28 protein-coding genes and 2 riboswitches are annotated in these 23,611 nt (G+C 40.4%); of the genes, 20 read left to right on the top strand and 8 right to left on the bottom strand.

Annotated features, from left to right (window positions below; genetic code table 11):
* The first annotated feature begins 244 nt into the window (after positions 1-244).
* From IRY55_RS11345 to IRY55_RS11310, 8 genes are all read left to right on the top strand, one after another.
* The gene (locus IRY55_RS11345) at positions 245-583 is read left to right on the top strand and encodes a PadR family transcriptional regulator (protein ID WP_194563455.1); all 339 of its coding nucleotides are present in this window, start codon (positions 245-247) and stop codon (positions 581-583) included.
* Positions 573-1,331, top strand: a complete 759-nt coding sequence (locus IRY55_RS11340) for an HAAS domain-containing protein (RefSeq protein ID WP_194563437.1) — start codon at positions 573-575, stop codon at positions 1,329-1,331. Before IRY55_RS11345 ends, IRY55_RS11340 begins: the two co-directional genes overlap by 11 nt.
* A gap of 408 nt (positions 1,332-1,739) precedes the next feature.
* A riboswitch (SAM riboswitch) is annotated at positions 1,740-1,844 on the top strand.
* 95 nt (positions 1,845-1,939) lie between these two features.
* The gene (locus IRY55_RS11335) at positions 1,940-2,083 is read left to right on the top strand and encodes a YezD family protein (protein WP_194563436.1); all 144 of its coding nucleotides are present in this window, start codon (positions 1,940-1,942) and stop codon (positions 2,081-2,083) included.
* Positions 2,084-2,188: 105 nt separating this feature from the next.
* On the top strand, positions 2,189-3,019 hold the full coding sequence (locus tag IRY55_RS11330) for a MetQ/NlpA family ABC transporter substrate-binding protein (protein ID WP_194563435.1): 831 nt from the start codon (positions 2,189-2,191) through the stop codon (positions 3,017-3,019).
* On the top strand, positions 3,016-4,017 hold the full coding sequence (locus IRY55_RS11325) for a methionine ABC transporter ATP-binding protein (RefSeq protein WP_194563434.1): 1,002 nt from the start codon (positions 3,016-3,018) through the stop codon (positions 4,015-4,017). The genes IRY55_RS11330 and IRY55_RS11325 overlap by 4 nt, the downstream gene beginning before the upstream one ends.
* Entirely contained in the window at positions 4,007-4,669 is a 663-nt protein-coding gene (locus IRY55_RS11320) for a methionine ABC transporter permease (RefSeq protein WP_213086707.1), read from the top strand. Before IRY55_RS11325 ends, IRY55_RS11320 begins: the two co-directional genes overlap by 11 nt.
* 147 nt (positions 4,670-4,816) lie before the next feature.
* Entirely contained in the window at positions 4,817-5,014 is a 198-nt protein-coding gene (locus IRY55_RS11315; RefSeq protein ID WP_194563433.1) for a hypothetical protein, read from the top strand.
* A 153-nt stretch (positions 5,015-5,167) separates the two neighbouring features.
* Positions 5,168-6,046 (top strand): SDR family oxidoreductase, encoded by an 879-nt coding sequence (locus IRY55_RS11310; RefSeq protein WP_194563432.1) that lies wholly within the window; start codon positions 5,168-5,170, stop codon positions 6,044-6,046.
* 86 nt (positions 6,047-6,132) lie between these two features.
* Here the strand turns inward: IRY55_RS11310 and IRY55_RS11305 are convergent, their stop codons facing one another.
* Positions 6,133-6,309 carry a hypothetical protein gene (locus IRY55_RS11305; protein ID WP_194563431.1) on the bottom strand — a complete coding sequence of 59 codons (177 nt, stop codon included), beginning with the start codon at positions 6,307-6,309 and terminating at the stop codon, positions 6,133-6,135.
* Between the two features lie 155 nt (positions 6,310-6,464).
* On the opposite strand from IRY55_RS11305, the gene IRY55_RS11300 reads away from it, so the two are divergent.
* A complete protein-coding gene (locus IRY55_RS11300; protein ID WP_194563430.1) occupies positions 6,465-7,475 on the top strand; it encodes an NADP-dependent oxidoreductase in 1,011 nt (336 codons plus the stop codon).
* Positions 7,476-7,559: 84 nt separating this feature from the next.
* Here IRY55_RS11300 and IRY55_RS11295 read toward each other — a convergent pair whose 3' ends face one another.
* Positions 7,560-7,847, bottom strand: a complete 288-nt coding sequence (locus IRY55_RS11295) for a GNAT family N-acetyltransferase (RefSeq protein WP_194563429.1) — start codon at positions 7,845-7,847, stop codon at positions 7,560-7,562.
* Between the two features lie 226 nt (positions 7,848-8,073).
* A complete protein-coding gene (locus IRY55_RS11290; RefSeq protein ID WP_194563428.1) occupies positions 8,074-8,229 on the bottom strand; it encodes a hypothetical protein in 156 nt (51 codons plus the stop codon).
* 371 nt (positions 8,230-8,600) lie between these two features.
* On the opposite strand from IRY55_RS11290, the gene IRY55_RS11285 reads away from it, so the two are divergent.
* From IRY55_RS11285 to IRY55_RS11275, 3 genes are read left to right on the top strand one after another with little or no spacing between them, the layout of a single operon-like run.
* The gene (locus IRY55_RS11285) at positions 8,601-10,514 is read left to right on the top strand and encodes a DUF2075 domain-containing protein (RefSeq protein ID WP_194563427.1); all 1,914 of its coding nucleotides are present in this window, start codon (positions 8,601-8,603) and stop codon (positions 10,512-10,514) included.
* Positions 10,515-10,546: 32 nt separating this feature from the next.
* Positions 10,547-11,308 carry an HNH endonuclease gene (locus IRY55_RS11280; protein WP_235961131.1) on the top strand — a complete coding sequence of 254 codons (762 nt, stop codon included), beginning with the start codon at positions 10,547-10,549 and terminating at the stop codon, positions 11,306-11,308.
* Positions 11,309-11,352: 44 nt separating this feature from the next.
* Positions 11,353-11,886 (top strand): hypothetical protein, encoded by a 534-nt coding sequence (locus IRY55_RS11275; protein ID WP_194563426.1) that lies wholly within the window; start codon positions 11,353-11,355, stop codon positions 11,884-11,886.
* A gap of 26 nt (positions 11,887-11,912) precedes the next feature.
* Here the strand turns inward: IRY55_RS11275 and IRY55_RS11270 are convergent, their stop codons facing one another.
* A complete protein-coding gene (locus IRY55_RS11270) occupies positions 11,913-12,863 on the bottom strand; it encodes an Rpn family recombination-promoting nuclease/putative transposase (RefSeq protein ID WP_194563425.1) in 951 nt (316 codons plus the stop codon).
* A gap of 274 nt (positions 12,864-13,137) precedes the next feature.
* On the opposite strand from IRY55_RS11270, the gene IRY55_RS11265 reads away from it, so the two are divergent.
* Positions 13,138-13,560 (top strand): NEAT domain-containing protein, encoded by a 423-nt coding sequence (locus tag IRY55_RS11265; protein ID WP_194563424.1) that lies wholly within the window; start codon positions 13,138-13,140, stop codon positions 13,558-13,560.
* Positions 13,561-13,579: 19 nt separating this feature from the next.
* On the opposite strand, the gene IRY55_RS11260 is transcribed toward IRY55_RS11265, so the two are convergent.
* Both IRY55_RS11260 and IRY55_RS13560 read right to left on the bottom strand, forming a co-directional pair.
* Positions 13,580-13,978, bottom strand: a complete 399-nt coding sequence (locus tag IRY55_RS11260) for a PH domain-containing protein (RefSeq protein WP_194563423.1) — start codon at positions 13,976-13,978, stop codon at positions 13,580-13,582.
* Between the two features lie 25 nt (positions 13,979-14,003).
* Positions 14,004-14,135, bottom strand: a complete 132-nt coding sequence (locus IRY55_RS13560; RefSeq protein ID WP_268920788.1) for a hypothetical protein — start codon at positions 14,133-14,135, stop codon at positions 14,004-14,006.
* A 159-nt stretch (positions 14,136-14,294) separates the two neighbouring features.
* Positions 14,295-14,395: riboswitch (TPP riboswitch) on the top strand.
* 150 nt (positions 14,396-14,545) lie between these two features.
* On the opposite strand from IRY55_RS13560, the gene IRY55_RS11255 reads away from it, so the two are divergent.
* From IRY55_RS11255 to IRY55_RS11225, 7 genes are all read left to right on the top strand, one after another.
* A complete protein-coding gene (locus tag IRY55_RS11255) occupies positions 14,546-15,298 on the top strand; it encodes a 3-oxoacyl-ACP reductase (RefSeq protein ID WP_194563422.1) in 753 nt (250 codons plus the stop codon).
* A 51-nt stretch (positions 15,299-15,349) separates the two neighbouring features.
* The gene (locus IRY55_RS11250; protein ID WP_194563421.1) at positions 15,350-16,657 is read left to right on the top strand and encodes an LLM class flavin-dependent oxidoreductase; all 1,308 of its coding nucleotides are present in this window, start codon (positions 15,350-15,352) and stop codon (positions 16,655-16,657) included.
* Positions 16,658-16,873: 216 nt separating this feature from the next.
* Positions 16,874-17,914: an iron-siderophore ABC transporter substrate-binding protein gene (locus IRY55_RS11245; protein ID WP_194563420.1), complete on the top strand. Its 1,041-nt coding sequence runs from the start codon at positions 16,874-16,876 to the stop codon at positions 17,912-17,914.
* A gap of 43 nt (positions 17,915-17,957) precedes the next feature.
* Positions 17,958-18,950 (top strand): FecCD family ABC transporter permease, encoded by a 993-nt coding sequence (locus tag IRY55_RS11240; RefSeq protein ID WP_235961130.1) that lies wholly within the window; start codon positions 17,958-17,960, stop codon positions 18,948-18,950.
* 35 nt (positions 18,951-18,985) lie between these two features.
* Entirely contained in the window at positions 18,986-19,978 is a 993-nt protein-coding gene (locus IRY55_RS11235; protein WP_408015172.1) for a FecCD family ABC transporter permease, read from the top strand.
* Complete coding sequence (locus tag IRY55_RS11230; RefSeq protein ID WP_194563417.1) at positions 19,978-20,790, top strand: ABC transporter ATP-binding protein; 813 nt, start codon at positions 19,978-19,980, stop codon at positions 20,788-20,790. The genes IRY55_RS11235 and IRY55_RS11230 overlap by 1 nt, the downstream gene beginning before the upstream one ends.
* 73 nt (positions 20,791-20,863) lie before the next feature.
* The gene (locus IRY55_RS11225) at positions 20,864-21,889 is read left to right on the top strand and encodes an NAD(P)/FAD-dependent oxidoreductase (protein WP_194563416.1); all 1,026 of its coding nucleotides are present in this window, start codon (positions 20,864-20,866) and stop codon (positions 21,887-21,889) included.
* A 93-nt stretch (positions 21,890-21,982) separates the two neighbouring features.
* Here IRY55_RS11225 and IRY55_RS11220 read toward each other — a convergent pair whose 3' ends face one another.
* Together IRY55_RS11220 and IRY55_RS11215 are read right to left on the bottom strand one after the other, a co-directional pair.
* Positions 21,983-22,870 carry an ABC transporter ATP-binding protein gene (locus IRY55_RS11220; protein WP_194563415.1) on the bottom strand — a complete coding sequence of 296 codons (888 nt, stop codon included), beginning with the start codon at positions 22,868-22,870 and terminating at the stop codon, positions 21,983-21,985.
* On the bottom strand, positions 22,870-23,547 hold the full coding sequence (locus IRY55_RS11215) for an ABC transporter permease (RefSeq protein WP_194563414.1): 678 nt from the start codon (positions 23,545-23,547) through the stop codon (positions 22,870-22,872). The genes IRY55_RS11220 and IRY55_RS11215 overlap by 1 nt, the downstream gene beginning before the upstream one ends.
* Positions 23,548-23,611: the final 64 nt, after the last annotated feature.

Genomic DNA, 23,611 nt, shown 5'->3' with positions numbered 1-23,611 from the left:
AATATAATTTTTTTACCTATTAAATCAATAATTATGGATACTTAGTATATAATTCGATCTCACTTTATTTACAGCTAGCGAATTGTAACTTGCATTACAAGAGTAATGATGCTATCTTTTATACATACCATGTAATGCAAGACACCTCATAGGCATAACTCTTGTATTACATGGTACCTTGTAAGTATAACACTTGTATTACAAGATAATAAGAAAAGGGGGGAGAAATTTGTCGACAACACAAATGCTAAAGGGCATTATTGATGGCTGCTTACTGGCAATCATTAAGGAGAAGGAAGTATATGGTTACGAAATGGCAGAAAAACTTGAAAGTTATGGTTTTCACTCTTTTAGCGAGGGAACAATTTATCCATTGCTAATGCGGATGCAAAGAGAGGGATTCGTTACATCTACTTTAAAAAAGTCTACAGCAGGACCGAGAAGAAAATACTACTCACTCACACCAAAAGGTGAATTAGAATTAAAAAATTTTATAGAACGTTGGCAAAATTTACAGAGCAATGTCAACGGGGTAATCCAACAACATACCATTACAAATGGAGGGAACCAAGATGAAACATAATTTACAGCTCTCTAAAAAGAGTCAAAACTTCATTGAAAACTTACGCGTCTATTTATTTTCAAGTGGAAAACAATCGGATGAAATTGAGCAAATTGTGAATGAATTAGAGATCCATTTGTCCGAAGCAGAAAAAAGTGGGAAATCGATTGAAAAAATTATTGGCGAATCTCCAAAGGAATACATGAAGATGATTTCTGATGAGATGACCACTGATTATCAAACATGGTTTAAATACATTTGTCTGATCATTTTCGGATCTTTTTCTTTTAAAATTTTCTCTGATTTATTAGCAGGAAACCTTTCATATTCTCTATTGGAATTGGGTGGGTATATAATCATTACTGCTATATTCATTGCGGCTGTTTCTAAAGGGATTAAATACATTTCAACAATCAATCAATCTAATGTTAAACAAAGTGTATTGATTGTTGGTATTGCATTACTCCCCCTGGTTTTATTTTTAGGGTTAACCTTTCTTGATAGAGTGATTTGGACTCCTACCGTGCATTTTGACAATATCGGGACTTTAATTATTGGTGGAATTACTTTACTAATTGTAATCGGTATTTCTATTTGGGCTAAAACGTGGATTTTAATCATTGTAACGACATTGTTAATATTACCTGATTATTTCCTTAACCTAACACCACTAAAACATGAAACACAACTGATCCTAAGTATGATTATAAGTTTTGGTGGAATAGCAATTTATCTTTGGATCTTGTCTAAATTAGAAAGAAGCAAGTGAAAATTGACGATTACAAAGATCGTACGAAAGAGACTTTACCTGCATGAAGTGCTCGCTCGTTATATTTGAATGGTTAGTGTAGTTGGAGCATTGCTCGTCGTGTTGTTTATTGGTTTAAGCATCCGGATGTTGTCTGTGAAGTGGGCGATGGATGAAGAGTTCCGCTAGTGATTTATTGTTAAAGGGAAAGCATCCGTTTCTGAAAACGAAATTGGTGTTTTTCTCGTTTAAGTTTAGCTTTTTCATTATTTTAGACATTTCGTGTCGATGGGATTAGGGAAGGAAGAACTATTTTTATTCTGCTCTAAACACTCTACTTTCTTTATTTTCTAAAAATTTAAATAAAATCTGTTGACATTGTTAAAAAGACAGGATATGATAACAACTAATTTAATAAATTAACGATAACTCTTATATCGAGAAGCGGAGGGACTGGCCCTGTGAAGCTTCGGCAACCATTGATTTTTATCAAACGGTGCCAATTCCAGCAAGGGAAACCTTGGAAGATGAGAGGAGCAGTGCATATTTCGTATGACGCGACCTCTTTTTATATAGGGGTCGCTTTTTATTTTTAATGCACGTTCTACACAAAAGAAGGAGGGGTGTTTATGGGAAAAGAAAAGGATGAAGTGCTTGCAATTATTGAACAAGCCTTGCAAGAATTGCAGTTTGGAGAAGTTCATATTACCATTCATGAAGGACAAGTTGTGCAAGTTCATCGCACAGAAAAATTTAGAATATCCACGTCGTAAGAAGCTGACTAGACAACTAGAGGCCTTTTCGATTGAAGAAGTGTGTTTGTAATCACATATTCTTCATCGAAGAGGCTTTTTCTATGAAGAAAAGGAGAATGCATAATGAAACAACTATTCACATGGTTTCTCATATTGAGTACTGCTTTGATACTTACCGGATGTGACGGAGAAGCAAAGGGTGAAACAAATCAAACCATTACGATTGGAGCTACAGCAGGTCCATATAGTGATCAATTAAAAGAAGGAATCGCACCGATTTTAAAAGAGAAAGGAATCAAATTAAACATTATTGAATTTCATGATTATATTCAGCCGAATAATGCATTAGAAGAAGGGGATATCGATGCGAATTTATTCCAAAACCGTTTATATTTATCGAATTTTAACGAGCATCAAGGGACGAAGCTTACTGCGCTTTTTGCTGTCCCGACTGCCCCCATTGCGATGTATTCAAAACGACATCAATCGCTCGACGATCTTGAGCCAGGAATGACGATTTCATTACCGAACGATACGGTGAACTTAGCTCGTTCGCTCAATATGTTAGAGAGCTACGGGTGGTTAACAGTTGATCCAAATGTTAACCCGATTACAGCCTCTGAAAAAGATGTTATCGATAATCCGTATCATCTAAAGTTGAATCCGTTAGAAGCGGCAGCGACCCCTCGTTCTCTTGAGGATGCTGATTTTGCTTTCGTCAATGGAAATTATGCGATTGCTTCTGGATTGAAGTTGACAGAAGCGGTGGATGTTGAACAAACATCGGAAGATTTTTTAATTTATTTAACGGTTCGTGAAGGAGAGGAAGATGAGCCGTTCGTTCAAGCATTAAAAGAAGCGTATGAATCGGAAGAATTTTATACTTATACACTAGAACATTCCCAAGGGTACGTCTTACCTCCATATCAACAAGAACAGGAGGCGAAAAAATGATTGAAGTACGCCAAGTAACGAAACGATACGGTAATGTGCTCGCATTGGATGATGTATCGGTAACGATTGAACGCGGTGATATTTTTGGCATGATTGGCTACAGTGGAGCAGGGAAAAGTACATTGCTTCGTTGTTTGAATGGATTAGAGCAACCGACTTCAGGTGAAGTTATTATTGATGGCATCGACATTACAAAAGTATCTAAACGTGCATTGCGTCAAATACGACAAAAAATTGGAATGATTTTTCAACATTTTCATCTCATTCAAACAAAAACCGTATACCAAAATGTAGCTTTTTCTATGAAGGTGGCTGGAAAATCAACGGCTGAAATTGCCGAACGTGTGCCAGAACTGTTGCATCTTGTCGGACTGTCAGATCGAGCGAATCATTACCCTGCTCAACTTTCAGGAGGACAGAAGCAACGAGTGGGAATCGCGCGAGCGTTAGCAAATAATCCCGATATTTTATTATGCGATGAAGCGACATCCGCTCTCGATCCGACAACTACAGCATCTATTTTGCAGCTTTTAAAGAAAATTAATGAAGAACTCGATATTACGATTATTCTCATTACACATGAAATGGAAGTCGTTCAAACGATTTGCCATCGCGTTGCGGTAATGGAAGACGGAAAAATTGTAGAGGAAGGGGATGTGTATCATATTTTTGCCTCTCCTGAACAACCATTGACGAAGCAGTTTGTTGATACCGTTCATTCATTAACATTGCCTCCTCGTTTGTTAGAGGAGCGGACAGGAGACATTTTACAATTAACGTTTCGAGGAGATGATGCCGAGCAAGCAATCATTTCAAAGGCGGCAACTCGTTTTGCAGTTGATCTCAATATTTTACACGGACAAATTACGTACATTCAAGATCGAGCGCTCGGAACGTTGATTGTCGAGTTGTTAGGTGAACCGAAAGAACGAAAACGGGCGTCGGCTTGGTTAACGGAACGAACGAATCGATTGGAGGTGCTCGGTTATGCTAGTTAATATGGCGGATGAATTTGTTCAAGCATTCATTGAAACAGGCTGGATGCTTGGAATCGCGACATTCTTTTCGATTGCGGTCGGTGTACCATTAGGTGTCTTTTTATTTGTAACGAGTGAAGGGATGTTTTGGCAAAACCGAATCGTTCAATCGATTGCTGGCACGACGATTAATATTATTCGGTCGCTCCCGTACATTATTTTACTTGTTTTGCTCATTCCATTAGCGAAAGCATTATTAGGGACATCGACAGGACCGACGGCGGCAAGTGTTTCACTCGTGTTCGCAGGTATTCCATTTTATGCGAGACTCGTTGAAAGCGCGCTTCGAGAAGTGGACCGCGGTGTCATTGAAGCAGCCGAATCATGCGGGGCTTCCCCATGGCGTATCATTTGGGATGTTTTATTACCCGAAGCGAAGTCTGGCATGATTGCGGGTCTTACGGTGACGGTTATTAGTTTGCTCGGTTACTCTGCAATGGCCGGCATGATAGGTGGCGGTGGTATCGGGGACTTAGCCATTCGGTACGGATATCACCGCTTCCAACAAGAAGTGATGATTGCGACAGTTATCATTTTAATTATCGTCGTTCAATTGATTCAATCGGTAGGGGATCGACTATCCAAAAAAGCGAATAAAATGAATGTAACGTGAAAAAGTGACCATTATCCTGGTATATATTTAGATATTCCACTTAAATAATTTCAGTTTTCCGGTGTGACAGCAGTAGCGCTAAGGTGTAAGATGAAGAGTAATATGCCTGATTGATGCATGTTGTTGATCATCGGAAGGAGAATTTTCATGAATGAAGTGCTCGCTCGTTATATTCGAATCGTTAGTGTCGTCGGGGCATTGCTCATCGTGCTCATTCCTTTTTTATTTCGCACACCGACACCTGTCGCGTTAAAAATTATATTCGGTTTGCTCGTCGTGTTGTTTATCGTTTTAAGCATTCGGATGTTGTCTGTGAAGCGTGCGATGGATGATGCGCCGCGTTAGTTTACTGCTTATAAGGAAAGCATCGATTTCTGAAAAGAGATCGGTGCTTTTTTTGTATGCATTTGCAGAACAGAAGGAGGTATTTTTGAAAAATGTTTAATGTTATGTGAGGAGGGCATCGGTAGAGTAATCATTCAAAAAGGAGAGATGGCAATGACGAAAGAACATTATGAGGAAGTCGATGAAGCTGTTGGTCGTCAACAGCAACAACAGCAACCTGGGATTGAACGCGACATGGAACCAGCTCCGATTTTTGACAATGGAACAAAAGGCGCTGGTCGCTTACGTGGCAAGAAAGCATTAATTACAGGAGGGGATAGCGGAATCGGGCGAGCTATCGCATTAGCGTTTGCGAAAGAAGGGGCGGACCTTGCAATCGTCTACTTAGATGAAAGAGAACGTAAAGATGCGGAAGAAACGTTGCGTGCGGTGGAACCGTACGGGGTTCAAACGTATATGGAACAGTTGGACGTGAGTCGCGAAGAAAATAGTGCACCGCTCATTCAGCGTGTGCGTCAACAGCTAGGCGGGTTAAATATTTTAGTTAATAATGCGGGAAAACAATTTCCACAATCGACAATCGCAGACATTTCAAGTGACCAACTGCATGAAACATTTGAAACGAACTTTTTTGGCTTGTTTTATGTAACGAAGGCAGCGGTTGCGGAGATGAAGGAAGGCGATGTCATATTGAATACGACATCGATTACTGCTTATAACGGTTCACCTGAACTGATGGATTATGCGGCGACGAAAGGAGCGATTACCGCTTTTACGCGTTCGCTCGCTTTAAATCTCGTCGATCGAGGCATTCGTGTAAATGCCGTGGCGCCAGGACCGATTTGGACACCTTTAATCCCTGCGACATTCGATTCGGAAAAAGTCGAACATCACGGGGAAGATACCCCGATGGAGCGACGAGGACAACCGGCGGAAGTTGCAGGAGCATATGTCTTTTTAGCATCCGATGAAGCAAGTTATATGACGGGGCAAACGATTCATGTGAATGGCGGAGATTATACGAGTTCTTAAATCGCGTGAATGATGTATTCCTGTTGGATCGATGAATAACAAATGAACCGTTTGAATCTCTAGTTTTGATTCAAACGGTTCATTCGTTATTCAAGCTCTTTCGGGATGTGAATAATCGTTTCGTTGGATAGTTTGTCCACTGCGTCCCATCGTTCCGCTGTCGTTTGTTTATCGAGTTCTGTTGAAAGGATAATCGAAGCGGAATAGGCGTTAAACGTTAAAGCGAAAGCGCCGACGAGAATTAATGGTTTTAAATGTGGCATCATGATATCTCCTTTCATTTCCTTTTTCTTCAATATACGTGGAATGGCTTGTGGAATCAAGAGAAGGGAGTCGTTCGCTTCATTATTTTTGACATCTCGTGTCAATGGCGTATCGTATAAAGGGAAAGCTTAATTTTGAGAACGGAGGAATGAAAATGAATGTAACAAATGAACAAATTCAACTCGCACGACGCCCTGTCGGCACACCGGTGATGGAAGATTTTGCGTTTGTCGAAGCGCCGGTTGCGTCACCTGAAGACGGCGAATTGCTTGTGCGTACGGTGTACGTGTCGGTCGATCCGTATTTGCGTGGCCGTATGCAAGATGCGAAGTCGTACATCCCGCCTTTCCAGTTAGGTGAAGTCATTTCAAGCGGTGTCATTGCGCAAGTTGTCGAGTCAAAATCGGACCAATTCGCAAAAGGAGACCTCGTCCTCGGCGCATTAGGGTGGCAACGTTATACGGTCACACGTGCGGAAGCAGTGCGCAAAATTGATGCGTCAATCGAGCCCGTCACGCTTCACTTAAGCATGCTCGGGATGACGGGATTAACGGCTTATTTCGGATTGCTCGATATCGGACAACCGAAAGAAGGCGAAACGGTCGTCGTCTCTGGAGCAGCTGGAGCGGTCGGTTCGACGGTCGGTCAAATCGCTAAAATTCACGGCGCGCGTGTTGTCGGCATCGCAGGAACAGCAGAAAAATGCGACTACTTAACCGAACAACTCGGTTTCGATGTGGCGATTAATTATAAAGAAGAAGTGAAAGCTGCATTACGTGAAGCATGTCCAGACGGCATCGACGTATACTTCGATAACGTCGGGGGTACTATTTCGGATGCGGTATTCCCACTCCTCAACAAATTCGCTCGCATCCCCGTATGTGGCGCGATTTCGTCATACAATAACACGGAAGTCGAAATGGGCCCACGTGTCCAAACGGCACTCATTAAAACGAGCGCACTGATGAAAGGCTTCACAGTCGGCGACTACAGCGATCGCTACGGCGAAGGCTTAACAGCATTGACGACATGGTATAAAGAAGGCAAATTAAAATACGAAGAAACAATCACAGAAGGATTCGACCACATCATCGACGCCTTCCTCGACCTCTTCAAAGGCGCCAACCTCGGCAAATCCATCGTCAAAGTCGCAGAAATCGAATAAATAAACAAAATCGGCACCCTCAAATATGAGATGCCGATTTTTTAATTAATATTTCTTTTTGACTATTTAATAACAGAGAGAACATTATTCATCAAAATAAAGATCCACTAATTTCTCATCATATAAATCTGCCATCATAAACACAAGTCCATGTTGATTTGATTGAATCGCTTCCTCTTCAATTAATGGAATAAAATTCCTTTTTGAATACCAATGATAGTGTTCAATCAGTGCTTCGAGAGTGATATATCTTTCATTTACAGTATGAGCGACTTCGAATATTTTCTCAATCATAGCCGTTCCATAACCTTTGCTTTGAACAGCTTCTGATGTCGCGATACGAGCAATATCTAAGCAAGGAAAATTAAGCAACTTACCTTTGCTTTCAACTTACCTTTGCTTTCAACTTGCAATGTGGATTTTCTTAAACTAAAAAACCCTACTAATTCAGTTTGATTGAACACAAGAGTTGTGCTGCATTTTTGGGTGATGGTTAAGTAGTAAGCTTCTTGTTTAAGGAAATTCTCAATACTGGTATTTCCACATTTGAAATGTTGGATTTTTGGAAAATCATTGATAGTAATTAATAGTAATTAATTTATTTTGCAGCTTCACGTTGCTGCTCACTCCATTTTTTTATTGCATTTTCTTTTCGTTTTTCAATATTTTTTTTATTTTGTTCTGCTCTTTTCAAAAAAACTTCTGCATCTTTGCCCTTAATCACAGGGCGTTTACGCATTTCTACAGTCATCATAAATACCCCCTTTTCCTTATTATATGCAGGAAAAGGATTGTTAGCAAATAGTAGAGTCACTAAAAAATTAGTAACTTTTGAATTTTATCATCGAATTTCTCTTAGATGTTGCTGGTCGAATGAAAGATGAATATTGAAACATCATTATATTTTTATGGATGAATACAAAAGGTTTAATATGATAATCATAATCAATCTTAAGAACTGCTATTTTTTATTTCTTCCTATTAATTGAAAATAAGTAATGCTAATAGTACGATAGTAATAATTTATACCTAAATAAGAAAGAACGATATTTTGATTCTTTGAAGATGATTGGTAGATAACTGTTCTATCGTAAAAAATTTCGCAATCATAGGAAGGTGGAAAAGATGATTATTTATCAAACGACTGCTGAGCAGTTTGTACATGATATTACAGAAGAAGTTTTGGTTGATCGCTTGTACGAAGCTTACCAAGAAAAGATTGGTAGGACGAGTAAAAGTGAAATTCGTTCTTGGGAAAACTCTTTATCACGTATGTCTAACGTATTGACGGATCCAGAAATCCCTTCAGATGTTGATGTCGCAATCGAATTTAATATTCCAAGTACTTCAAAGCGAGTCGATTTTATGATTGCAGGGAATGATGGTGCACAAGATCATGTCGTCATCGTCGAGTTAAAGCAATGGGAGTTCGCCAATAAAGTAGAAGGAAAAGAAGCGATTGTTGAAACGGCATTAGGCGGAGGGATTCGCGAGACCGTTCATCCTTCTTATCAAGCACATACATATGCTGCACTCATTGAAGATTTCAATGAAGATGTTCGAGAAGAAAATATTTCACTCGTTCCATGTGCATATTTACATAATTATTTCGTTTCAGAAGACGATGCATTACTGGATCCCATTTATGATGATTATACGAGTAAAGCTCCTATTTTTCGAAAGGGAGAAATGCGGAAATTACGTGATTTCATCAAGAAATATATTAAAGGGAAAGATACAAAAAATGCAATTGTGCGTATTGATCAAGGGAAAATTAGACCTTCCAAATCACTTCAAGATGCCCTAGCGAACATGTTAGAAGGCAATGAAGAGTTTAAAATGATTGATGAACAAAAAGTAGTGTATGAACAAGCTTTATCTTATTTTACAAAATGTATGGAAGACGGAAAAAAACGAGTACTTATTGTAGAAGGAGGCCCCGGTACAGGAAAGTCTGTATTAGCAATCAATTTACTCGTTGAAGTTTTAAATCGTGATCGTTTGGCGATGTACGTGACGAAAAATGCGGCTCCACGAGAAGTGTATGCAGCGAAACTTCAAAAGACGATGAAAAAAACACATATTAATAATTTATTTAAAGGGTCTGGAAGTTTTACAAAAGTTGAAGAAAATGAATTTGACGTATTAATCGTTGATGAAGCACATCGATTAAATCGAAAATCAGGTATGTTTCAAAATATGGGTGAAAACCAAACGATGGAAATTATTAAAGGGTCAAAATTAGCTATTTTCTTCATTGATGAAAATCAAAAAGTAACGTTTGCAGATGCAGGAAGCATTGATGAGATTAAAAAGTATGCTAAACAGTTTCAGGCGGAAGTGACACAACTTGAACTTGTTTCTCAATTTCGCTGTGATGGTTCAGATGGATATATCGCTTGGTTAGATGATGTATTACAAATACGTGAAACTGCGAATCGTAATGTTATCGGAATGGATTATGATTTTAGAGTATTCGATTCCCCACATGACGTGATGGAAATGTTGAAAGAACGTAATGAAAAGGCGAATAAATCGCGTATGATGGCTGGGTACTGTTGGGAATGGCCAAAAGAAGGACGTCGTGATGTGAATTATCCTGATATTGTAATCGATGATTTTGAAATGAGTTGGAATTTAAATACGACGTGGGCGATTGATGAAGCTTCTATCGCGGAAGCGGGATGTATTCATACCGCACAAGGACTTGAATTTGATTACGTCGGTGTCATTATCGGGGATGATTTGCGCATGGAGGAAGGAAACATTATGACAGATCCTTCGAAACGAGCGAAAACGGATCAATCTTTACGTGGGCTTAAAAAATATGCGAAAGAACATCCAGAAGAGGCTGCTCAAATCGCAGATCGCATTATAAAAAATACGTATCGCACATTAATGACACGAGGACAAAAAGGATGCTATGTATATTGCACCGACGCTACCCTCGCTTCTTATTTAAAAGAACGTCTACAATACGTAAAAAAAGAAGAACAATACTTACAACAAGTAGCTGAACGTCCAGCTTTATATGAGTGATTGTATTTTTTAATAAAGAAAGGATGTTTCTATTGAATATAGTATTTGTTAAAAACATTAGAGAAGTTAAACATAATATCGAAAGATTCAATGAAGAAATAGATCAATCATCTCCCTTAAATAAAAAGCTCAAAACATTTCAGCAATGGTACTACGTTAAAGAACTCAATTTATTTGCACCTAGTAAGTATATCGGGTATCAAAATATGAATGCGCATTTATATGAAAAAGTTTTACCTTTTTTAGATGGTCGAGAAACGGTTGAAATACTAAAAAAATATTTTCAACAGATTGATTGTCCAAATTTAGAGCAACAATTAAGAGAACATTTTGAAGGGCGAATTAGAAGGAAAATAAAGTTGAATGTTTTGAAGAGCGAACACGCATTAATAGAGGAAGAGTGTTTAAAAGTAAATGATAATGGAAATAATCAACAGAGTAATGTAGAAGATGATGGCAACACAGAAGGAATGCAAAGAGTTCGGGACACTACTTATTATGAAAGAGATAGTGCAAATCGGAGAAGAGCAATCGAAATTCATGGATTACAATGTAAAGCGTGTGGATTTGATTTTGAGAAAACATATGGAGAGAGAGGTAGAGGATTTATTGAAGTTCATCATATAGAACCTCTGAGTACATTAAATAAAACAATGAAGATAAATCCTAAGACAGATTTGATTCCTCTATGTGCAAATTGCCATCGTATGATACATCGCAAACACGATGAGGTACTGAGTATAGAACAGTTACGTAATTTAATAGAGTTACAAAAATCATTTAATGAAGAATAATTATTTAAACATGATTAAACGACCTGTTAAAAGGAGTGTTTTTTATGAGTGTATGTGCGCGTGATTTGCCGTTTACGATGGACCTTGAGCGTTTGTATTGGGTGGATGAGTGTGAGGACAATGTCGATGATCTTTGTTTGCATGGGGATGTGGTCATTCGGATTAGGGATGTTGTGGTGAAGGAGACGACGACGGTGAGTGCAGCGGGATTGCGGTTGTTGCGGTCGTTGTTTCACGATCATGTGGCGGGTGTGGGAGAGCAGTTGTTTCCGTGTTGTGGTCATACGATGTTGGCGGATCCGCAAGGGGAGACGGTTGAGATTCTCGGTTGTGAGGAAGGGCTCGATTGGTCGGTGCATCATGACGGAGAGAGTGTGACGATTACGACGGATGAAGGGGTTCGTGTGACGTGTGCATATGCGGATTATGAGGCGGAAGTGCTTCGTTTCGCAAATGCGGTCGAGGCCTTTTATGCGGAAGCGAAAGAGCGCGTTCTGCCCGACGATCCGGTTGAACGAGCGGGGTATGAGGCATTTTGGAAAGAGTGGCGGTCTTGCAAAAGAGAGTGTGTTAAGTAAGCACACTCTCTTTTTGTACGGTGAAGTTAGGACGGTTCTTTTTCTATTAGTTTTTGAATTGTTTCCACTGGTAAGTTTAATAGTTTAGATACTTCTTGCATTGAGTAGCCTTGGTCTAAGATGCTTTGAGCCGCTTGGCGTAATCCGTCTTCAAATCCTGTGTCTTTCCCTTGTTCAAACCCTTTCATTTCAGCGTATTCGATTCTCGCTTCTTCATCTAAGATTGCTTTTAGTCGTGCGTCGTATGCCAGGATGGATTCAGGGATTTGGCTCAATTCTTCCCATTTTTGAAAAGCTTGTTCTAAACGTGAATCTGTCATCGTTAACTCCTCCAATTCTTTATAAATGTCGTCATAAACTTTTGATTTTCGACCATCTACCATACTTAACAAGAGTAACCAACGGACGAGAAGATCATCGAAAGGATTTAATTGATGCTCATACCAAAGCTTAATAAATTTTTTCATCTCAATGAAGTGAATTTCAAAGATATGGTTATTTTGGAAAAGAGGATGTTTCGTATCGTGTTCGCATAGATAGTATGAGCTGTGATAATTAGGTGTAGGAAGCAAGTCAAAGTCGCAAATATTAATCGTAATGGTCGGGTGTAAAAGGTGATATCCTTTACTGCGTTTCAGTTGTGATGCATATAATCGAGACCAGTAGTACAAAGTTCGCTGAATCATGTCGTTTTGATTCGCTAATTGCATCTCGATATTAATCAATTCATTCGCTTCATTGCGAACGACAATGTCCAAACGTGACTGTTTGTCTTCTTTGTATTCGCCACCAACTTCTTGAGCGATAAAAATAACATCTTCAATAGGTGAGCGTCGCGTTTTTCTTAAAATAGCATTTAGAAATACAATCGTCAGTTGTTTATTTTTTTCTGTACCGAATAATTGTTTGAAGGCATAATCAATTTTCAAGTCCATTAACTCATGCAACTGAATATTTCGTAATATTTTTTTGCTCATTCATTACCCCTCGTTGTTTACATATTATAACATATTTTAAGGTGACTCACTATTTAGAAGCGAGTATGATATTCATCAAATGAGAATGTTTGTTCTCATTCTAAGAAAGGTAGACTGAAAATTCAATATAAAAATGTACATTTTAAAAGATTGTTTTTAAAATTGAAAATTAGTATTTAAAATGAGAGGATTTACTTAAAATATTGGATTGGCATTTGGAAGCAAAAAGCTGTTGTTTCGTTATTGTTCCCTTTACACTGGAGAAAATGATGAAATGAAAGTGGGAATTGAGATGAAAGATTCGTATATTACAAGTGATCTTCCGAAGTTTGCGATTGATGTTCAACCGTTGAAGGAGACGACGGATGAGCCGTCTATTATGTTGCAATATTTGTCGCAAGTCGCGATGGTCGAGCGTTATGAAGAGGGGATTGGCTTGTCGTTATTGTTGCAAAGCCAAGACGTCATTACAGGGTTTCAAGTGCAAAATGAAGCGGGAGAATGGATTGAGGCGATTGATCGTCACGTTAATGAAGAGATGAATCGCCGTGTGGAGTTGTTCCATTTAACAAGACTCCCTCACACGTTACACGTGCGTGTACAATATGAAGTGCCGCATGAAGGAAGTACGTTTAAAGGAGACGAACCGCTCCGCCTCGTGTTCGACGAAACGTCGATTCAAACGCTCGAAGTTTAAAAAGTAATACTCCCAATCGCTAGTTTGCGGTAGGGAGTGTTTTTACGTTGTGTAATGTTTCTAAAAAGCGCTCCATTTCTTTCGGCGTGAGGACGAGCGTATCGTACGTTCCACAGTGTATCGTTAGCTTCTCCTCATCTGCCGTCCAATCGGTCAGCGCATCGAGCGGAATTTTTTGTTTCATGAGTCCGCGGTGAATCGTGAGCGTCTCGTCTGTTAACGTATAGCCAGAACGTAGTAAAAGCGAGAGTAAAAAGATGACGCTCAATATGCTGAATAAAATGCCGAGTGGATGCGTAGCGGGAATGAATTGATTGCCCATCGGTTCTTTGCCGAATGTGTAGGCAGTGATGAGCAATGCGACATATCCCCATATGAAGAAGGTGAGAAGTTTTGATTGTTTCATTGAAAAGTACATCGGTTGCCCTCCTTTCTTTTGATCATTATTGTATCGGCCCTAGTTTGGATGGGGTGAAAAATGTGCTAGTTGAGATAATCCATAACATGACGAGGAGAATGAGGATGGAACAGATGAGAAGTGTCATTCGTCCTCGTTTTGGTGATTTATTATTCATTTTATAATAACTCCTTTAACGTATCATATTTCTAGTGTTTCATACAAAGGTTCGAGAGTGCGAGCAAATCGCTTTAAAATATAAGGTATGAAATGATTGGAATGATATGAATCGCTTGACAATAATTGTTTTAAACTATAAATTGAATGTAACTTAAATAGTATTCACTAGGGGTGTCGTTGCACTGAGATGAGTTTTTACTCGAACCCTTTGAACCTGAACTAGTTAACACTAGCGTAGGAAAGTGTCGAATTTTATACATCCGCATGCGTGCGATGAGGCGTCAAGACGTCTTGTTTCGTGATGCATCGTTTATGTGTACGCAACTTTCCATTCGGGAGGTTGCGTATTTTTTTCGTCCCCTACTCAATTATTTAAGGATCATCATAAAAATTTAGGAGGAATGGAAGATGGCAAGAACAGTATTAGTAACAGGAAGTAGTCAAGGTTTAGGAGCGACCATTGCGAAAACATTAGCGGCACAAGGAGCGAATGTGATCGTTAACTATTATAAAAGTAAAGATGCAGCAGAAGCACTCGTAGAAGAAATCGGCAAAGAGAAAGCGATTGCACTTTACGCAGACGTAACGAAACGTGATGAAGTAGAAGAGATGGTGAAACAAGGGACAGAACATTTCGGTCAAATCGACGTTGTCGTGAACAACGCATTAGTCGGTTTCAAATTTGACCCTGTTAAACAAAAGTCTTTCGCGGATTTAGATTGGGAAGATTACCAACAGCAAATTGACGGTACGTTAAAAGCAGCATTTAACGTTGCGCAAAGTGTTGTGCCACAGTTTATCGAGCGTAAAAAAGGAAGCATCATTAGCATCGGAACGAACTTATACCAAAACCCTGTCGTACCATATCACGAGTATACGACGGCGAAAGCTGGTTTGATCGGATTCACACGTAATATCGCTGCAGAATTAGGACAGCATGGCATTACGGCGAACGTCGTATCGGGCGGATTGTTGAAGACGACAAACGCAAGTGCTGTGACGACACCAGAAGTGTTCGACTTAATCGCACAGTCAACGCCAATTCGCAAAGTGACAACACCACAAGATGTGGCGAACATGGTCGCTTACTTAGCTTCAGAACAAGCGGACGGCGTAACAGGACAAAACATTACAGTCGACGGCGGACTGACGATGAACTAATTTGGCCAAACGGATTTTTTCCATAAATCAATGTACATTGAGGTGTCAAGTATGACAGAGAAGAAAGAGAAGCAACTCCATATCGGGATTTTATTGTACGGGTGCGGTCATCACCAAGCAGCTTGGATGATGCCGGATTCGAGCGTTGAACGTGTTGGAGATGTGACGTATTATCAAGAACTCGCTCAAACGTCGGAGCGTGGCTATTTCGATGCGGTCTTTTTCGCAGATAGTCAGGCATTTGCGGGGGAACAGCCGAGTGAGATGCCGGCATTTTGGTTAGACCCGATCGTCAATTTAACAGCGATTTCGCAAGTGACGAAGCGTGTCGGACTCGTTTCGACGATTTCGAGTACGTTTTCGAACCCATTCACCGCAGCGCGTCAGTTGTTAAGTTTGGACCATATGACGAACGGTCGCGTCGGGTGGAATCTCGTGACGTCGATGACGGATTGGGAAGCTCAAAACCATAGTATGGAAGGATTGCCGGAACATGCGAAGCGCTACGAGAAGGCGGATGAATTTGCGACGGTAATGAATCAATTATTCGATTCATGGGACGAGAAGGCGTTCATTCACGACCGTAAAACGGGAGAGATTATCGACCCTTCTCAAATCGAACCATTCCATCACGAAGGGAAGTACTTCCAAGTGAAAGGACCATCTACCGCACCGCGCAGTCCACAAGGACGTCCTGTCGCTATGCAGGCAGGCGCATCGGCACCAGGTGTCGCGCTCGCTGCGAAATATGCGGAGGCCGTATATTCGGTTTCTTGGAATATTGGCCAAGCGCGAAAGTTCCGCAACCGATTGGATGAAGCGATTGCGAAAAGTGAGCGTCCGAACCGTCACATTAAAGTGTTGCCAGGACTCGTCACATATGTAGGTAAGACGCGAGAAGAAGCGTACGAGAAAAAGCGCAAACTCGATGAAATGTTGCCGATCGATAACGCGTTAGCGCAATTGAGCTTTTTTGTTCAACAAGATTGTTCGGATTGGGCATTGGATGAGAAAGTACCTGAACTTCCTCCCGTCGAACAATTTACAGGACCGGTCGGACGCTATGAAACGGTGCTCGAAATCATTCGAGATAAAGACCCGACCGTCCGTGAGTTACTCGGTTATTTAAGCGCAGGTGGCGGTCATTTAACATTGATCGGCACAGCGGAAGAGATTGTAGATGAGATGGAGAAATGGATGAACGAAGGGGTAGCGGATGGCTTTAACTTAATGCCACCTGTTTTACCGAACAGTTTAGACGACTTTGTTGATCTAATCGTTCCTGAAATGCAAAAGCGTGGCATTTATCGTCAAGATTACGAAGGCCATACATTCCGTGAACATTTAGGTTTACAATAAAATAAGAATAATATTTTTCTTTGAAAAAGCTATGACAGGATGGATGTCATAGCTTTTTTGTCGTTCAATATGCTGGATTTAGAAAGGGCTTCGAAGTGTGAAGTTGATCAAAAAAGACATAAAAAACGATATTGACATTTGGAAAAACGATAGTATGATTAATGTTAGTAATTGAGAACGCTTATCATTATCAATAAGAGTAACGGAGGAAATCGAATGAAAACAATGAAAAAGTCCATGGCATCACTCATCTTTTTATTAGTGGCCATCTCAGTATTAACAGCTTGTTCTACTTCTACGAATAAAGAAATAAAGAAAGATTCTACAACTAGCTCTGCAGACGAAAAAGCACCGATTGTTATTCAACATGCACTTGGTGAAACAGTATTAAAACAAAAACCTGAAAGAATTGTAACGATTGCTTGGGGGAATCAAGATATTGCCTTGGCACTCGGCGTAGTACCTGTTGGATTTTCAGCAGCAAATTATGGTGTGCAAGACGATAGTGGCATGCTCCCGTGGACGGCTGAAAAATTAAAGGAACTCGGGGAACCTGAACCGATTATTTTTCAAGATACAGATGGGTTGGATTTCGAAGCAATTTCAGATGCGAATCCAGACGTCATTTTAGCGGCTTATTCAGGCATTACGCAAGAAGACTATGACATGTTAAATGAAATTGCACCTGTTGTTGCGTATCCAGAAGCGCCTTGGGTCATTACGTGGCAAGAGCAAATTATGTATAACGCTAAAGGGATGGCGATGGAAGAGGAAGGGATAAAACTCATTTCAGACATTGAGCAATTTATGCAAGACACGGTGAAGAAGTATCCTGAAGTGAAAGGAAAAAAAGCCGCATTTACGATGTTTAATGCGACAGACTTGTCGAAATTTTATGTGTATACGTTAGCGGATCCACGAGGCGAAATGTTAGAAGAGATAGGAATGATTTATCCCGAAAGCATTCAAAAAGCGGTAAAAGATCCGTCGAACTTTTATATGGAAATGAGTGCTGAAAATGCAGATGTTTTGGATGACGCGGACATTTTAATTACGTATGGCCATGACAAAACATTAGCGACGCTTCAAGCGGATCCTATTTTAGGAAAAGTACCCGCTATTCAAAATGGAGCGGTTGTCGTAATTGGTGACAATACACCGCTTGCGGCTGCTGGAACTCCGAGTCCTTTATCGATTCCTTATACGATGGATGAATATTTATCACTTATTTCAGAAGTAGCGAAAAAGTTGAAGTAATATGGAGCACTTATCTTTTAACGCAAAGAAGCAAAGAGGCAATATGTATCTTTTTTTTGGAGTGTTCGCTTTATTGCTCGTATTATTCGGACTGAGTATCGTTACGTCGATTTTTTTAGGAGCGCGAACGATGGAATGGACCGATGTGTGGAACAGTTTATGGCATGCGGATTCCACGTCTCTTGAAGCGAGCATCGTTCAACATCGTGTGACACGTACACTATTTAGTTTAATGTGTGGCGCAGCTTTAGGAATTTCCGGAGCTTTCATGCAATCGGTAACCCGCAATCCGATTGCTGACCCGAGCATATTAGGAGTAAATACAGGGGCAGCGCTTTTCGTTGTCGCAGGAATCGCTTTTTTCCATATTCAATCGGCCGAGCAATTTATTTGGTTGGCCATTGCAGGAGCTATACTTAGTGCTCTTTTCGTTTTTGGTATTGGCTCGATGGGAAGTGGCGGGGCGACACCGTTGAAACTCGTTTTGGCAGGGGCAGCGACGAGTGCGATTTTGTCTTCTTTAGTTGTCGCCATTATGATTCCGCGAACGAATGTGATGGATCAATTTAGATTTTGGCAAGTAGGCAGTGTTGGAGTGGGAAGTTGGGAGTCTATCCGTCTCTTTCTTCCATTTTTAATCGTAGGAATATTGATCGCATTTCTCGTAGCTCCCGCATTAAATGCTTTAGCCTTAGGAGATGATGTGGCGACTAGTTTAGGCGTTCGAGTAGGAACCGTTCGCTTCGTTGCAGCATTGGGTGGCGTTTTATTATGTGGTGTCACAACTGCCTTAGCAGGCCCGATTGGCTTTATCGGTTTACTTGCACCACATCTTATCCGATTGTTACTCGGATCTGACTTACGCTATGTCATTCCGTTATCGGCACTGTCTGGAGCGATCATATTGACATTATCTGATGTAATCGGAAGAATCATCGGGAGTCCGAGTGAGTTGGAAGTAGGAATTGTGACTGCTTTTGTAGGAGCGCCTATTTTAATTTTAATAACAATGAAAGTGAAAATGCGTGATGGATGATGAATAAAACGATGAATTTTATTGTAGATTTACGAATGCGTCACCGAAAGCAATTTTTAAGCATGACTTTTATTTTGTCACTCATAGTATGTATGCTTTCTGTCGCTATGTTAATGATAGGGAACACCATTTATCCTGTTTCAGACGTTGTACGTGTATTGATGGGAGAAGATATAAAAGGCGCTACATTTGCGATTGAAACAATCCGTCTACCTCGTTTATTCGCAGGTTTATTTGCAGGATTTGCTTTCGGAGCGGGTGGTTATGTGTTCCAGACGATGTTGCGCAATCCGTTAGCGAATCCTAACGTAATCGGTATTACGGCAGGTTCAAGTGCTGCTGCAGTATTTTGCATTATCGTTTGGCAAGCGAGCAATACAGTCGTTTCGATCGCATCAATTGTCGGGGGACTGGCTACGGTACTTCTCATTTTCGGGTTAGCAAAGGGCGCTTCCTTTTCTATCGGTCGTCTCATCTTAATTGGAATTGGTATCCAAGCGATGTTGAGTGCTGTCATTTCCTATTTAATGTTGATCGGCAATACCCATGATATTCCGACCGCGATGCGTTGGATTAGCGGGAGCTTAAACGGTGCGAAAATGAGTAATCTTTCACCTCTTCTTTTTACCGTTATTTTATTTGTTCCTATCATGATGTATTTTGGCAAAGGTCTTAAAATTTTAGAATTAGGTGAACAAGCGGCGCTCTCTCTCGGTGTTCATACGAATCGGACACGTCTTGTGTTAATTGTAAGTGCCGTCATGATGATTGCGGTTGCTACTGCGACAACAGGTCCTATCGCATTTGTCGCCTTTCTCTCCGGGCCGATTGCAAATCGTTTCGTAGGCACGAGTTATTCCAACATCATTCCTTCTGGTTTAGTCGGAGCTATTTTAGTATTGGGCGCTGATCTTATCGGACAGTATGCTTTCGCCGTTCGTTATCCTGTCGGCGTCATTACAGGTATTGTCGGGGCTCCTTATTTAATTTATTTATTGATTCGGATCAATAGAAAGGGAAAATTATAATGAAACGAACACATGTCTATGAAGCTACCCATCTTGCGGCAGGTTATGAAAATCAAATGATTATCGAAGACGTTAGTTTAACTATTCCGAGTCATCAAATTAGCATTATCATCGGAGCGAATGGATGTGGAAAGTCCACTTTATTAAAAACGATGGCACGTCTCATCAAACCGTTAGCTGGGCAGATTACGCTCAATGGGACGCCCATTCAAAAAATCCCACCAAAGCCATTTGCTAAAATATTAGGTCTCTTGCCACAATCTCCTATCGTCCCTGAAGGCATTACCGTCGTCGACTTAATCGGCAGAGGTCGCTTTCCTCATCATACGTTTTGGAAAGGTTGGACGACGGAAGATGATGAAGCGGTGGCAGAAGCGATGGAGATTATGGGCGTGACAGAATTTGCCCATCGTTCGATTGATGAGTTATCAGGGGGGCAGCGCCAACGTGTATGGATTGCGATGGCGCTCGCGCAACAAACGGATATTTTGTTTTTAGATGAACCGACAACGTATTTAGATATTACGTATCAAATCGAAATTTTAGATCGGTTGACAGATTTAAATAAAAAATACGGGACGACGATTGTGATGGTTCTTCATGACATTAATTTGTCAGCGCGCTATGCCGATCATTTATTCGCTTTACACAAAGGAAAATTGGTTGCAGAAGGAGCACCTTCTGAAGTCATTACGAGCTCCTTAATTCAACAAATTTTTGATTTACAATGCATTGTTGTAGAAGATCCAATTGCCAAATCTCCGGCGATTGTGCCGATCGGTAAATACCATCAAGTTGATTCGGCGAGATGATTTCTTTTAATGAAGAAGCTCGCCTTTTGAAACTTACAAAAAGGTTCAACGAATAAAAGAGAGGATGAACGAGATGAAAAATTATGATGATGTCATCATTATCGGCGGAGGGCCAACCGGGTTATTCGCTTCTTTTTACGCAGGACTACGTGATATGACGGTGAAAATTATTGAAGCAAAATCGACACTTGGAGGGAAAGTACATGTCTATCCTGAAAAGTTAATTTGGGATATTGGAGGCCAAACGCCCATACTCGGTGCGGACTTTATTCGTCAAACGATTAAACAAGGACTCACTTTTGATCCGACGGTGTGTTGTGAAGAAGAAGTATTATCGATTCGAAAAGAAGCACAACATTTCATCGTGACGACGAATCGAACAGCGCATTATAGTAAAGCCGTGATTATTACGGCAGGGTATGGCATTATTCAACCGAAGTCGATTGGGTTAGAAGGAGAAGAGCGTTTTAAAAAGACGAATTTGTTTTATACAGTACCTTCTATTCAACAATTCGCAGGACAACGCGTGCTCTTATCAGGAGGTGGTCAATCCGCAGTCGATTGGGCGAATACATTACTCCACGTAACAGACGACGTGACGGTTGTGTATCGTCGTCAAGAAATGTCTGGACATGAGCAGGAAATTCAACAATTGATGAATAGTAAAGCAACAGTATTGTTAAATACTTCTATTCAACAATTGCAAGGAGAAGAGTGTATCACTTCCGTTGTCGTAGAAGGTGAGCAGACGAAACAGCGACAAGTCATTGAAACAGATGCTGTCATTATTAATCACGGGTATGAGCGAAATTTAAAACTGTTAGAAGATAGTAATCTCCATTTGAAAATGCATGAAGACTATGGAATTTTAGGCAATGTTTTCGGAGAAACGTCTGAGCCGGGAATTTTTGCTGCAGGGGATGCTTTAAACTATGAAGGAAAATTGCATTTAATCGTCGGATGTTATCAAGATGCGGTGCATGCGGTCAATTCGGCAAAACAATATATCGATCCATTAAGTGAAAAGCATGAAATGGTTTCGTCACACAATAAAAAACTGAAAGAAAAAAACGAGAAAATTTATGCTACTTTACAATAATTCGATTACGTGGATAAGAGGTGATTCATTTTATACTGAATCACCTCTTATTTTTATAGTTGTGCATGCATTGTTGAAAACCCGATATACGTTTTAGTCGGTTTGTAAAAAGATTTCTTCTAAAGTTTGTTCTTTTTGCGTCACTTTATAAATGGCATAATTAGCGAAGACGAGCGCTCGTATACATTCGGCGACGTCTTCTTTTTGTTGGAGGAAGAGGGTCACGTTCGTATCGTTCACTTCATACCGCGTCGTCAATGTTTGCAGGAAGGCTTCTTCCGGTGTGCGGTCGAGCGTTATATGAATTTCAATCGCATAATTGGATACGTTGCGCAATTGTTCCATCGTCCCGATGTTGGAAATGCGGCCCTCTTTTAAAATGGCGATGCGATCGCTCATTTTTTCAAGTTCGTCTAAATTGTGAGACGTGACGAAAACGGTTTGACCGTTTGTTGCCATTTGATGAATGAGTTGACGCATATGAATGGCTGATTCTGGATCGAGACCCGATGTCGGTTCGTCTAAAATGATGAAGTCAGGTTGGCCGATTAATGCTTGAGCGACCCCTAATTTCTTTTTCATTCCGAACGAATATTGTTTCACTTTCTTTTTCGTTTCATTTTGTAATCCGACTTGGCACAGTAACGCTTCCAGTTCAGCTTTGGAACATTGCATGTTTTGTAATTTGGCGAAAAAGGTTAAATGTTGCATCGCCGTCCATTCATTATAAAATTGGTCGATGTCTGGAAAGACGCCGATATATTGTTTTGCTTCTTCAATCGGGAGACCGAGAATTTGAAAAGACCCGCTCGTCGGATATTTCACGCCGGTTAAAATATGAATGAGCGTACTTTTCCCCGCTCCATTTCGTCCGAGAAATCCGAAAATTTCTCCTTGTTCAATCGAGAACGATACACCTCGTAATACTTCTGTTTTTCCGAAAGACTTTTGAATATCACGTACTTCTAATACAGTTGTCATTAATAATCACCTCGTTTGAAAAGGAAAGTAGCCAATGTGAGAAAGCCTATGCCGAATAGTACAGGGACAAAGAGTGATACGTTTTCAGCGGTTTGGTAACGGTAAGGCAAAATGTATTTAAACGGTTGTAGCCATGCTTTATCTGAAAATGTACTCCAAATGCCGATGATCGGTGCGATAAAGCTTACAGCGAGCCCGATGAGTAAAGAGACATTTGGCGATTTCGCTAATGTCGAAAGGAGTAAGCAAAGCCCGATAATGAACAATAAAAAACTGTACAACTGTAAAAAGGCTAACCACGGTAATTCTTTTGCGAAAAAAGAAATAATCGCTAAAGAGACGCCGAGAGAAAAGAGCCAAAATGCTGCGATTCCTAAAAATTTCCCTCCGATAATTGCGATTCTTGATGTTTTCGTAATGAGTAATCGCATCGTACCCGAAGCGACTTCCCGGCTCATGACATCGTGAGAAAGCATGAGTACGAAGACGAAGCCAAACCCTAATAAAAAGAGTCGAATGACAGCTGTGTATGCATCGGTCCCCATCATAAATTCTGCAGGTGCAGATGCGATGAAGGAGCTGGCAAAGTAGGAAGAGAGTACAAGGAGTGCGATGACGAGTAACGCTTTAAAGCTTTTCATCATTTCAAGAAATTCTTTCGTTGCGATAACGAACATAATCGACCGCCTTCTTTCTAAAATAATTCATTTACTTTCTTCAGTATACGTGACGAAAAGTAAA

The sequence above is a fragment of the Savagea serpentis genome (genome assembly GCF_015351395.1).
GTDB lineage: Bacteria > Bacillota > Bacilli > Bacillales_A > Planococcaceae > Savagea > Savagea serpentis.
Note: the sequence above shows the minus strand (reverse complement) of the source record. Positions and strands in the feature narration are given on the sequence as shown.

What these genes read in the sequence shown, in the direction of transcription:
- IRY55_RS11345 (WP_194563455.1), top strand. Translation starts at nt 245, where the DNA reads ATGCTAAAGGGCATTATTGATGGCTGCTTACTGGCAATCATTAAGGAG.
- IRY55_RS11240 (WP_235961130.1), top strand. Translation starts at nt 17,958, where the DNA reads ATGTATCTTTTTTTTGGAGTGTTCGCTTTATTGCTCGTATTATTCGGA.
- IRY55_RS11260 (WP_194563423.1), bottom strand. Translation starts at nt 13,978, where the DNA reads ATGTACTTTTCAATGAAACAATCAAAACTTCTCACCTTCTTCATATGG.
- IRY55_RS13560 (WP_268920788.1), bottom strand. Translation starts at nt 14,135, where the DNA reads ATGAATAATAAATCACCAAAACGAGGACGAATGACACTTCTCATCTGT.
- IRY55_RS11245 (WP_194563420.1), top strand. Translation starts at nt 16,874, where the DNA reads ATGAAAACAATGAAAAAGTCCATGGCATCACTCATCTTTTTATTAGTG.
- IRY55_RS11225 (WP_194563416.1), top strand. Translation starts at nt 20,864, where the DNA reads ATGAAAAATTATGATGATGTCATCATTATCGGCGGAGGGCCAACCGGG.
- IRY55_RS11215 (WP_194563414.1), bottom strand. Translation starts at nt 23,547, where the DNA reads ATGTTCGTTATCGCAACGAAAGAATTTCTTGAAATGATGAAAAGCTTT.
- IRY55_RS11335 (WP_194563436.1), top strand. Translation starts at nt 1,940, where the DNA reads ATGGGAAAAGAAAAGGATGAAGTGCTTGCAATTATTGAACAAGCCTTG.
- IRY55_RS11235 (WP_408015172.1), top strand. Translation starts at nt 18,986, where the DNA reads ATGCGTCACCGAAAGCAATTTTTAAGCATGACTTTTATTTTGTCACTC.
- IRY55_RS11305 (WP_194563431.1), bottom strand. Translation starts at nt 6,309, where the DNA reads ATGCCACATTTAAAACCATTAATTCTCGTCGGCGCTTTCGCTTTAACG.
- IRY55_RS11275 (WP_194563426.1), top strand. Translation starts at nt 11,353, where the DNA reads ATGAGTGTATGTGCGCGTGATTTGCCGTTTACGATGGACCTTGAGCGT.
- IRY55_RS11285 (WP_194563427.1), top strand. Translation starts at nt 8,601, where the DNA reads ATGATTATTTATCAAACGACTGCTGAGCAGTTTGTACATGATATTACA.
- IRY55_RS11320 (WP_213086707.1), top strand. Translation starts at nt 4,007, where the DNA reads ATGCTAGTTAATATGGCGGATGAATTTGTTCAAGCATTCATTGAAACA.
- IRY55_RS11230 (WP_194563417.1), top strand. Translation starts at nt 19,978, where the DNA reads ATGAAACGAACACATGTCTATGAAGCTACCCATCTTGCGGCAGGTTAT.
- IRY55_RS11265 (WP_194563424.1), top strand. Translation starts at nt 13,138, where the DNA reads ATGAAAGTGGGAATTGAGATGAAAGATTCGTATATTACAAGTGATCTT.
- IRY55_RS11330 (WP_194563435.1), top strand. Translation starts at nt 2,189, where the DNA reads ATGAAACAACTATTCACATGGTTTCTCATATTGAGTACTGCTTTGATA.
- IRY55_RS11255 (WP_194563422.1), top strand. Translation starts at nt 14,546, where the DNA reads ATGGCAAGAACAGTATTAGTAACAGGAAGTAGTCAAGGTTTAGGAGCG.
- IRY55_RS11315 (WP_194563433.1), top strand. Translation starts at nt 4,817, where the DNA reads ATGAATGAAGTGCTCGCTCGTTATATTCGAATCGTTAGTGTCGTCGGG.
- IRY55_RS11250 (WP_194563421.1), top strand. Translation starts at nt 15,350, where the DNA reads ATGACAGAGAAGAAAGAGAAGCAACTCCATATCGGGATTTTATTGTAC.
- IRY55_RS11310 (WP_194563432.1), top strand. Translation starts at nt 5,168, where the DNA reads ATGACGAAAGAACATTATGAGGAAGTCGATGAAGCTGTTGGTCGTCAA.
- IRY55_RS11300 (WP_194563430.1), top strand. Translation starts at nt 6,465, where the DNA reads ATGAATGTAACAAATGAACAAATTCAACTCGCACGACGCCCTGTCGGC.
- IRY55_RS11340 (WP_194563437.1), top strand. Translation starts at nt 573, where the DNA reads ATGAAACATAATTTACAGCTCTCTAAAAAGAGTCAAAACTTCATTGAA.
- IRY55_RS11220 (WP_194563415.1), bottom strand. Translation starts at nt 22,870, where the DNA reads ATGACAACTGTATTAGAAGTACGTGATATTCAAAAGTCTTTCGGAAAA.
- IRY55_RS11270 (WP_194563425.1), bottom strand. Translation starts at nt 12,863, where the DNA reads ATGAGCAAAAAAATATTACGAAATATTCAGTTGCATGAGTTAATGGAC.
- IRY55_RS11325 (WP_194563434.1), top strand. Translation starts at nt 3,016, where the DNA reads ATGATTGAAGTACGCCAAGTAACGAAACGATACGGTAATGTGCTCGCA.
- IRY55_RS11290 (WP_194563428.1), bottom strand. Translation starts at nt 8,229, where the DNA reads ATGATGACTGTAGAAATGCGTAAACGCCCTGTGATTAAGGGCAAAGAT.